We start from the raw sequence: 9,176 nt of genomic DNA on the forward strand, positions 1-9,176 counted from the left end.
AGGGGGCGTGTACACCGAAGCTCTGCTGACCGACCTGTACGAACTGACCATGGCCGCGGGCTACCTCGCCGAGGGGAAGGGGGACGACCGGGCCGCCTTCGACCTCTACTTCCGGCGCACCCCCTTCCGGGGCGGTTACGCGATCGCCGCGGGACTCGAGGACGGGGTCCGCGCCGTCCTCGACACGCGCTTCGGCGACGAGGATATCCGTTACCTGCGGGCGCGCCGCTCTCCCGGCGGCGCCCGGACCTTTCCCGACCGGTTCCTCGATTTTCTTTCACGATACCGCTTCCGCGGCGACATCCGCGCCGTGGCCGAGGGGACGGTGGTCTTCCCCAACGAGCCGCTGGTGCAGGTCGCCGGAGGCCTGATCGAGTGCCAGCTGGCCGAGACCATCCTGCTGTGCCACCTGAATTTCCAGACCCTGGTGGCGACCAAGGCGGCCCGGATATGGGAAGCGGCGCAGCACGGCCCCGTCCTCGAATTCGGCCTGCGCCGCGCCCAGGGGCCCGACGGCGCCGAGAGCGCCTGCCGCGCCGCCATGATCGGGGGGGCCGACGCCACCTCCAACGTCCTCGCGGCGGCGCGCCTCGGGGTCCCCGCCAGGGGGACGCACGCCCACAGCTGGATCCAGGCCTTCCCCGACGAGCTCGAGGCCTTCCGCGCCTACGCCCGGAGTTTTCCCGACGAGTGCACCCTGCTCGTGGACACCTACGATACGCTCCGGAGCGGGGTGCCGAACGCCATCCGGGTCGCGAAGGAACTCGAGGCGGCCGGGCACGCCCTCGCCGGGATCCGCATCGACAGCGGCGACCTCGCCTTCCTGAGCATCGAAGCGCGTGACATGCTCGACCGGGAAGGGCTCGGGTACGTCAAGATCGTCGCCTCCAACGAACTGGACGAAACCCTGATCGCCGACATCCTGGCACAGGGGGGGCGGATCGATATCTGGGGGGTGGGAACGAACCTGGTGACGGGAGCGGGAGAGGGGGGCGGGGCGCTGGGGGGGATATACAAGATGGTGGAGCACAACGGGGAGCCCACGATCAAGCTCAGCTCCAACCCCGAGAAAACGACCAACCCCGGCCTCAAGAAGATCGTGCGCTTCTACGATCGGGAAGGGCTGATGGAGGCGGACGCGGTGGCAGGGCGGGACGAGGATCTCTCCCGGGGGGGGGTGTGGATCGTGGACCCGGCAAACCCGCTGCGCCGCAAGAAGCTCGATTCCCCCCGCCGCGTGCAGTTGCTCGAACCGATCGTGGAGTCGGGCGCGCCGGTCCGCGAATTCCCCCCGCTGGAAGATATCCGTGACCGGCGCAGGGAGCAGCTGGCCCATCTCCACGAAAGCTACAAGCGCCTTCACAACCCCCATGAATACAAGGTGGGGCTCAGCATCGGGCTCTGGCGGCGGAAGGAGCGGATGATCGCGGACATCATCGGGAACAACGGGGGAAACGGCCGGGCGAACGACCGGGGGAGGGATCGCGAGGAGGGGGAACGCTGACGCGCCCGCGCCCTCATTTTTCGCCCGCCGCCCTGCCCGTCATCGGAACGAACCTCACCGGGATCAGGGTGCGGCGCGAGATCCCCCCGGGCCCCTTTTCGAAAACCACCAGGTCCTGGACCAGGTCGCCGACGGGAATGACCAGCCGCCCTCCCGTCTTGAGCTGGTCGAGAAGGGGCCGGGGCACCTCGCGCGGCGCCGCCGTCACGATGATGCCGTCGAAGGGAGCCTCCTCGGGCCACCCCAGGTACCCGTCCCCCACCCTGCCGCGGATGTTGCGGTAGCCAAGGCGGCCGAGTACGGAAAGCGCCCGCTCCTGGAGTTCGGGCAGGATCTCGATGGTGTACACCTCGCGCACGATTTCGGCCAGCACGGCGGCCTGGTATCCCGACCCGGTGCCGATCTCCAGGATCCTCTCGTCCCCCTCGAGCCCGAGCGCCTGGGTCATGAAGGCGACGATGTAGGGCTGGGATATGGTCTGCCCCAGTGCGAGCGCAAGGGGGTGGTCGCCGTAGGCCGAACGGGGCGGCGCCTCCGGGACGAACTCGTGGCGGGGGACGCGGAGCATGGCGTCGAGTACGCGCGCGTCCCGGATGTCCCGCCCCTCGAGCTGCACCCGCACCATCTCCGCGCGCAGCCGGGAAAATTCCTGCGAACCGGCGGGGTCCTGCGGCCCCTTCTCTTCCGATGACGTACGGTTCGTAGCGCAGCCTCCGTAGAGGATCGGCAAACCGAGGTTCGCCAGGACAACGGCAAAGGCCGCCGCGATGATCAGGCGCATCAGGAGTCCCTCCAGCCGCCCCTCCCGTCAAAGGATCCGCTTTCCCAGCGCAGACAGGATCAGCTCGCACCCGAGCACGGCGGTGGAGTTCCGGTCGTCCAGGATCGGATTCAGCTCCACCATGTCGAGCGCGATCAGCCTCCGGGTGTCGGCCACCATCTCCATGATCAGATGGGCTTCGCGGTAGGAGAATCCGCCGCGCACCGGGGTCCCCACCCCTGGAGAAACGGACGGGTCCACCCCGTCCATATCGAACGACACATGAACTGCGGCATCCCCTTCGCAGATGCGGCCGAGCGCCTCGTCCATCACGGCCGCCAGCCCGCGCCGGTCGATGGTGTTCATGGTGTAGGCGGCGACGCCCGAATCCCGCACGATCCCCTTTTCCCGCTCGTCCAGGTTGCGCAGCCCGATGACGGCGCACCGCGCGGGATCCACCTTGGGGAAGAACCCTCCGATTCCGGACAGTTCCCCGGGGCCCTTGCCGAGGAGGCACGCCAGCGGCATCCCGTGAACGTTTCCGCTGGGGCTCGATTCTGGGGTGTTCATATCGGCGTGGGCGTCGACCCACAGAAGGGCGAGCGGACGGCCGCTCCGGCGCATGGCGGCGGCCGACCCGGCCACGGAACCCGCGGCCAGGCTGTGATCTCCCCCCAGGCTGAGAGCCAGGCGCCCGGAAGCCAGCGAACTCTGCACCTGCGCGTAGAGCGCCCCGCACACCTCCGCGATCTCCCGGACATAACGGGCGTCCCGGCTCGCCGCCCCCATCGTCTCCGGGAGCGGGACGGGGATGTTCCCCTGGTCGCGCACCTCGCAGCCCAGGGCGACCAGGCGCGCGGCGACTCCCGCGATGCGCAGCGCCGTCGGCCCCATGTCGACCCCGCGCCGCCCGGCCCCCAGGTCGATCGGCACCCCGTAAATGTCCACGCTCGTCATAAGGCCCCGTCCCCGGCACAGCTTCTTTGTTAAATGTACCCGCTTCCCGGGGTGAATACAATGCGCCCGCGGCGCGCCGGTGCTACACTGAAAGAGGGGGAAGAAAGATGATCCTTGCGCTCGACACATGGCTGCTGCCGGCGATCGCGGCCGGCTCTTCCTCGTACCTGGTCAGCCTCCTCTGGGAGCGGATGCGGCCGGAGACGGCGCCCGAGCACCCGCTGTCGGCCTATCTCGCCGCGCTCAGTTTTCTGCTGGGGGCGCTTGCGGCGGGCTACCGCCAGGCGGTGTACGCCCCCGGCCCGGAGAACAACATCATCGTGATGTTCGTCGCCGGCGCCAGCGCGACCTTTTTCTGGCTCCTCCTGCGCCGCCGCCTCCCGGGTGGAAGGGACCGGGACCGGGATCGAGGGGATCGGGACAGGGGATAGTCGGAGGGGGGGGTGGCGCGCGGGGAGCGGCGGGCGGGACGGTCCCCTCACCCGTGTTAACAAGACCGAGCGCTTCTCCGCCCCGCCCGTGCTCCCCGCGCATACTGTCGGCGCTTTCCGCCGAAGCCGTTTGGTGCTGCAGCCGTCTTATCGGCCGCGGGCCGAAAATCCTTCACTCGAATTTTCGGCTCCCGCCATCGGGCGGCCCCCGCCCGATGGCGCGCCCGCCGGCGCACCGATTTCGTGACCCGGGCGATTGACAAGCATTTTGATCGCGCCTAACATGATCCATTACGGCCCGAAAGCGGGCCTCTTTTTTAATTGCCCTATTATGCTCAATTTGAGCATAAGCGAGGAGAAGACGATGACGAATCCGGCCCGCGGCAACGCCGTCGACGTTCCCGCCCCGGCGCCAGGTCCGGGGGTGGAACTGGAAGCCCTTTACGCGCGCCTCGGCCACGTCATTCCCCGGGCGGAGTGGGATCGCCACCTTCCGGTGATCACGGCCATCCAGGCCCTCAAGCGGGAGCGCCGCGCCATCATCCTTTCGCACAACTACCAGGTCCCCGAAATCTTCCACACGGTGTCGGACCTGACGGGGGATTCGCTGGCGCTCGCGCGGGAGGCGGCCGCGGTCGACGCCGACGTCATCGTGGTCTGCGGCGTGCACTTCATGGCGGAAACGGCCAAGCTGCTCAACCCGGAGAAGACCGTCCTGATTCCGGACCCGGAGGCGGGGTGTTCCCTGGCCTCCTCCATCACCCCGGAGGATATCGCGCGCCTGCGCCGGCAATATCCCGGGGCCCCCGTGGTCACCTACGTCAACACCTCCGCCGCCGTCAAGGCGGAGTCCGACATCTGCTGCACCTCCGCCAACGCCGTCGAGGTCGTGGAGTCGCTCGACGCGGACCGGGTCCTGTTCCTCCCCGACGAGTTCCTCGGAAAGTACGTGGCCGCGCGCACGGACAAGGAGCTGATCCTCTGGAAGGGACACTGCGAGGTCCACGAGAAATTCACCGCCGCGGACCTGCGCCGGTACCGGCGGCAATACCCGGGCGTCTATATCCTCGCCCACCCGGAATGCCCGCCGGAGGTCCTGGCGGAATCCGATTTCACCGGGTCGACCGCCGACATGATCCGCGAAGTGGCCCGCCGCAGGCCGGAACAGGTGTTCCTGGCCACGGAAATCTCCATGAGCCGCAACCTGGCGGCCGAATTCCCCGAAATCCGGTTCCTCCACCCGTGCCACGCCTGCCCGCACATGCAGCGGATCACCCTGCCCGGCATCCTCGGGTGCCTGCGCTCCATGCGCCACGCGGTGGAGGTCGACGGACTCGTCTCGGAGCGCGCGCGCCGGGCCGTCGAACGCATGCTGGAACTCGGGCCCCGGGAGAAACGCTGATATGAACCGAACGAACGAAGGGCAGGGCGGCCTTGCGCCCCTCCACCCGATCCTGTACCAGGACGCCGTCCGGGGCGCCCTCCTCGAGGATATCGGGCGCGGGGGCGACCTGACGACCGAGGCGATCGTCGCGGCGGACGACATCGCCTCGGCCTCGATCGTCGCGCGGCAGCCGGGGAGGATCGCGGGAATCGAGGTGGCCGCCGCCGCCTTCCGCTGCCTCGATCCCGGCCTCGAGATCGACATCCGGATCGCCGACGGCGGCGACGCGGCCGCCGGGGAGACCGTGGCCTTCGTCCGCGGGGCGGCCGGGCCCATTCTCACCGCCGAGCGCACCGCCCTCAATTTTCTCGCGCGCCTTTCGGGCGTCGCCACCGTCACCCGCGACATCGTGGCCGCCATCGAGCCCCACCCCGCCCGCGTGGTCTGCACGCGGAAAACGACCCCCGGCCTCCGGGTCCTGGAAAAGTACGCGGTCCGGGCGGGGGGCGGGGCCAATCACCGCTTCGGGCTCGACGACGCGGTGCTGATCAAGGACAACCACATCGTGGTGGCCGGCGGCGTGACGGAGGCGATCCGGAGGGTGCGCCGCCGCGCGGGGCACATGGTCAAGGTAGAGGTGGAGGTCGACACCCTGGAGCAGCTGGATGCGGTGCTCGGGGAGCGGGTGGACGCGGTGCTGCTCGACAACATGCCGGTCGACACGCTGGCCGAAGCCGTCCGCCGGGTCGGCAGGCGCGTCCTCACCGAGGCCAGCGGCGGGGTCACCCCGGCGACCGCCCGCGCCATCGCGGCGACGGGGGTGGACCTGATCTCCATCGGATGGCTGACGCACAGCGCCCCGGCGCTCAATCTCTCGCTCGAGGTCGCCCTCAAAATGTAGCCGGGGAATACCGGATCGCTAGCGCCGGGCGGCGAAGAAGGACCTGAGGAGGTCGCCGCACTCCCGCTCGAGCACCCCGGGAATCACGTGGATCCTATGGTTCAGAAACTCGGACTCGGCAAGCCGGAAGCAGGAGTGCACCGCCCCCCCCTTGGGGTCCGCGGCCCCGTAGACCAGCGTGTCCACCCGGGCTTGGATCATGGCGCCGAGGCACATCACGCAGGGCTCGATCGTCACCACCACCACCGAACCGGGAATGCGGTAGTTGGAGGCGCCGCGCGCGGCCTGGCGCAGGGCCACGATTTCCGCGTGCGCCGTGGGGTCGTTCGCGCCGATGGGGCCGTTGCGCCCCCGCCCGAGGATCTTGCCGTGGGACACCACCAACGCCCCGACGGGGACCTCCCCTTCCTCCCCCGCCCGCCGCGCCTCCGCCAGCGCTTCTCTCATCCAGAACTCGGCCGCCTCCGGATCCATGGGCCCTCCTCCCCTTCCCGCCCCGCGGGCCTCGGGCCCCTGCCGGGGTGCGCGCGGGCGAAATCGGGGACGACGCGCTGATGCCGAAACCTCTCGTCCATACCCTGAAGCTGCTTTTTACCATACTTCTGCTCTGGCTGGTTTTCAAATCGGTCGACGTGTCCCGGGTGGCCCGGGGCCTGGGGGCGTTTCCGGCCGGAACCCTGGCCCTGCTCCTCGCGGCCCTGTGGGGGAGCCAGCTGCTCTGTTCCGAGCGCTGGCGCATCCTCGCGGGCGCCCTCGGCATGCGCGGCCGCTATCTCGAATTCGTCCAGATCTATTTCGCGGGGATGTTCTTCAACATCGGCCTCCCTTCCCTCGTCGGCGGCGACGCCGTCAAGGCCTGGATCATCAGCCGGAAAGCCGGGAAGCCGCTGCTGCAGGGGCTGGCCTCGGTCCTGCAGGACCGCGCGGCGGGTCTCGTCACCCTGCTTCTGTACGGGTCGATCGCCATCGGCCTGCGCCCCTTCGCATGGAACGGGCTCCCCCTCGGAACCCTCTATCTCGGCGCCTGGGCAGGGGTCGCGGCCGTCCTGGCCCTGGTCCTGAAGGGGGGAACGATCCGCCGGAAACTGGAGGAGCGGGTGCGCGCCCCCCGGGCCCGCAAAGCGCTGGGTTACCTGGGCGATTTTCACCGGGCGCTCGCGCTCGAGGAGGTCGGGAAAGGGGCGGTCTGGCGCGTCACGGCCTACTCCTTCCTGAACTCCGCGCTGGTCCTCGGAATATTCCACCAGGTGGTCCTGGCCTCGGGCCACCGCGTCGATATGGTATCCTTTGCGGCGCTGTTCCCCCTCGTCACCCTGGCCACCATGCTCCCCGTGACGCTCAACGGGATGGGGGTGCGCGAGTGGGTTTATGTCGAGGCCCTGTTTCTGGCGGGGGTCCCGCGGGATTCCGGCCTGGTGATCTCCCTGGCCACCTCGGCGCTGATGCTCGTGTGCAACCTCGGGGGCGCCGCCTTCCTCTGGAAGGTTCCGGGCGGCCTGTCGCGAGCGCGGGAATGAGGCGGGAGCGCCGTCCGGACCGGATCCGGACGGACCGAAACTATGCATCGAATTCTGCCGCGGAATGATGTAATCTATATGGATAGGCAAATTATGAATAATGCAAACGAAGAACGACTGAAGATAGCTGTATTTATCGATTTCGACAACATCGCCATCGGCGTGAAGCAATCGCTCGGCCGCAATTTCGACGTGGGCACGGTGCTCGAAGCCATCAAGGAAAAGGGCGAGGTCATCACCAAGATCGCCTACGGCGACTGGAAGCGCGCGGAGGATTTCAGCCGCGCCATGACCCAGCACGCCATCCAGATGGTGCAGCGCAACCTGACCCCCGGCGGCGACAAGAACGGGGCCGACATCGCGCTGGCGCTCGACGCGCTGGAAACGGCCTTCACCCGGGCGCACATCAACGCCTTCGTCATCGTCGGCGGCGACAGCGACTTCATCGCACTGGTGGAGAAACTCAAGCAGTACGACAAGATGGTGTTCGTGGTCGGGGGGCGCGCCTTTACCAGCGTCATCCTGCAGAAAAACTGCCACGAGTTCATCGCGTACGAAAACCTCATCGGCGTGCAGTCCGGGGCGAGAAGGTCCTCGGGGCGGACACAGGTCTCGAGTTCCACGTCGCTGCAGAGCGCGCTCCCGCTGATCCGGCGGGCCCTGAAGATCCTCTCCGACCGGGAGGTCTCCCCCCAGCTGGGGCTGCTCAAGAGCACCCTGCTGCAGCTCGACTCCACCTTTTCCGAAAGGGACTACGGGGTCAGCAGCTTCCGTGACTTCGTCCAGAAGCTGGCCGACGCCGGGGCCATCCACCTCAAGCAGGTGGACCGGAGCCTGCTCGTGGAGTTGAAGGAGACGAGGGATCAGAAACGCTCGGCGGCCGAAAGCACGGCATCCGTGGCGCCCGAAAGCGCGCCCGAGAGCGCGCCCCCGGCCGAGGCCGAGGCCGCGCCTCGTGCGGCGGCCGAAGGTCAGCCTCACGGCGAGCCTGCGCACGGCGAGCCTGCGGAAGAAGGGCCGGTCGAACCGTCCCTCCCGGCCCCGGAGGCGATCCGGGCGCTCGAGGAAGCGTTGCGGGATTCCAGGTCCCGGCCGCACTGGCCGATGTACCTCCGCACCTTCAAGCAGATGATCCGGTCGCTGCAGCCCCCGTTCGACGAACACCAGTACGGGATCTCGAGCATCTACGACCTGGTGCGCCAGGCGCACCGGGACGGCCTGCTCCACGTCGAACGCAACCGGCAGGGGATCCTGCGCATCTTCCCCGGAGACCGCTTCCCCAAGACGGACGCCGAACCGGCGCCCGCGGCGGGGTTGCCCCTGGATGCGGAAGAGACGGAGAGCGCGGAGGAGACCGAACTCCTGGTGCGGCGCGATGCCGAGGCCTCTCCGGAGGAGCCGGGGGAGCCCGTTTCCACCCCGCCGGCCATAAAAGCCGAAGCCGAGCCCACGGCCGGCGAACCGGATGCCGGCGATCCGGAAGAGGACGGCTCGCCCGCGCCCGAAGCCGGCGAACCGGATGCCGGGGAAGCGGAAGCAACGGAACCTGAATCCGAAGCCGCGGCCGAAGATCCGAAGCCCAAGCCGCGGACCCGGAGGAAGACGGGCACCGCCACGACGGGTAGGGCCACGAGGGCCAGGACCGCCGCGAAAAAGACCACGACGCCCCGCAAGCGAAAGAGCGCCAAGGATACGAAGAAGGAAGAGGGCGAGTAGCGGGCA

9 protein-coding genes are annotated in these 9,176 nt (G+C 68.7%); 6 read left to right on the forward strand and 3 right to left on the reverse strand.

The annotated features are described in order from the left end of the window. The first annotated feature begins 7 nt into the window (after positions 1–7). Positions 8–1,504 carry a nicotinate phosphoribosyltransferase gene (locus tag GXY47_03910; GenBank protein NLV30279.1) on the forward strand — a complete coding sequence of 499 codons (1,497 nt, stop codon included), beginning with the start codon at positions 8–10 and terminating at the stop codon, positions 1,502–1,504. Positions 1,505–1,517: 13 nt separating this feature from the next. Here the strand turns inward: GXY47_03910 and GXY47_03915 are convergent, their stop codons facing one another. Both GXY47_03915 and rocF read right to left on the reverse strand, forming a co-directional pair. Beyond that, positions 1,518–2,129 (reverse strand): protein-L-isoaspartate(D-aspartate) O-methyltransferase, encoded by a 612-nt coding sequence (locus tag GXY47_03915; GenBank protein NLV30280.1) that lies wholly within the window; start codon positions 2,127–2,129, stop codon positions 1,518–1,520. A gap of 183 nt (positions 2,130–2,312) precedes the next feature. Next, on the reverse strand, positions 2,313–3,221 hold the full coding sequence (gene rocF / locus GXY47_03920; protein ID NLV30281.1) for an arginase: 909 nt from the start codon (positions 3,219–3,221) through the stop codon (positions 2,313–2,315). A 107-nt stretch (positions 3,222–3,328) separates the two neighbouring features. On the opposite strand from rocF, the gene GXY47_03925 reads away from it, so the two are divergent. From GXY47_03925 to nadC, 3 genes are all read left to right on the forward strand, one after another. Beyond that, positions 3,329–3,652, forward strand: a complete 324-nt coding sequence (locus GXY47_03925; protein NLV30282.1) for a hypothetical protein — start codon at positions 3,329–3,331, stop codon at positions 3,650–3,652. A gap of 331 nt (positions 3,653–3,983) precedes the next feature. Beyond that, positions 3,984–5,054: a quinolinate synthase NadA gene (gene nadA, locus GXY47_03930; protein NLV30283.1), complete on the forward strand. Its 1,071-nt coding sequence runs from the start codon at positions 3,984–3,986 to the stop codon at positions 5,052–5,054. A gap of 1 nt (position 5,055) precedes the next feature. Then, positions 5,056–5,937, forward strand: a complete 882-nt coding sequence (gene nadC / locus GXY47_03935; GenBank protein ID NLV30284.1) for a carboxylating nicotinate-nucleotide diphosphorylase — start codon at positions 5,056–5,058, stop codon at positions 5,935–5,937. An 18-nt stretch (positions 5,938–5,955) separates the two neighbouring features. Here the strand turns inward: nadC and GXY47_03940 are convergent, their stop codons facing one another. Further along, positions 5,956–6,384 carry a nucleoside deaminase gene (locus GXY47_03940; protein NLV30285.1) on the reverse strand — a complete coding sequence of 143 codons (429 nt, stop codon included), beginning with the start codon at positions 6,382–6,384 and terminating at the stop codon, positions 5,956–5,958. Positions 6,385–6,491: 107 nt separating this feature from the next. Here GXY47_03940 and GXY47_03945 point away from each other — a divergent pair, with 107 nt between their 5' ends. Together GXY47_03945 and GXY47_03950 are read left to right on the forward strand one after the other, a co-directional pair. Next, positions 6,492–7,454, forward strand: coding sequence for a flippase-like domain-containing protein (locus GXY47_03945; GenBank protein ID NLV30286.1), 963 nt, complete (start codon positions 6,492–6,494; stop codon positions 7,452–7,454). 93 nt (positions 7,455–7,547) lie between these two features. Then, entirely contained in the window at positions 7,548–9,170 is a 1,623-nt protein-coding gene (locus tag GXY47_03950; protein ID NLV30287.1) for an NYN domain-containing protein, read from the forward strand. Positions 9,171–9,176 lie beyond the last annotated feature (6 nt).

The organism is Acidobacteriota bacterium (assembly GCA_012729555.1).
Classification (GTDB): Bacteria; Acidobacteriota; UBA6911; order UBA6911; family UBA6911; genus UBA6911.

Coding starts and splice junctions, on each gene's coding strand:
- nadA (NLV30283.1), top strand. CDS start 3,984: ATGCTCAATTTGAGCATAAGCGAGGAGAAGACGATGACGAATCCGGCC.
- GXY47_03915 (NLV30280.1), bottom strand. CDS start 2,129: ATGGTGCGGGTGCAGCTCGAGGGGCGGGACATCCGGGACGCGCGCGTA.
- GXY47_03950 (NLV30287.1), top strand. CDS start 7,548: ATGAATAATGCAAACGAAGAACGACTGAAGATAGCTGTATTTATCGAT.
- GXY47_03940 (NLV30285.1), bottom strand. CDS start 6,384: ATGAGAGAAGCGCTGGCGGAGGCGCGGCGGGCGGGGGAGGAAGGGGAG.
- nadC (NLV30284.1), top strand. CDS start 5,056: ATGAACCGAACGAACGAAGGGCAGGGCGGCCTTGCGCCCCTCCACCCG.
- GXY47_03945 (NLV30286.1), top strand. CDS start 6,492: ATGCCGAAACCTCTCGTCCATACCCTGAAGCTGCTTTTTACCATACTT.
- rocF (NLV30281.1), bottom strand. CDS start 3,221: ATGACGAGCGTGGACATTTACGGGGTGCCGATCGACCTGGGGGCCGGG.
- GXY47_03925 (NLV30282.1), top strand. CDS start 3,329: ATGATCCTTGCGCTCGACACATGGCTGCTGCCGGCGATCGCGGCCGGC.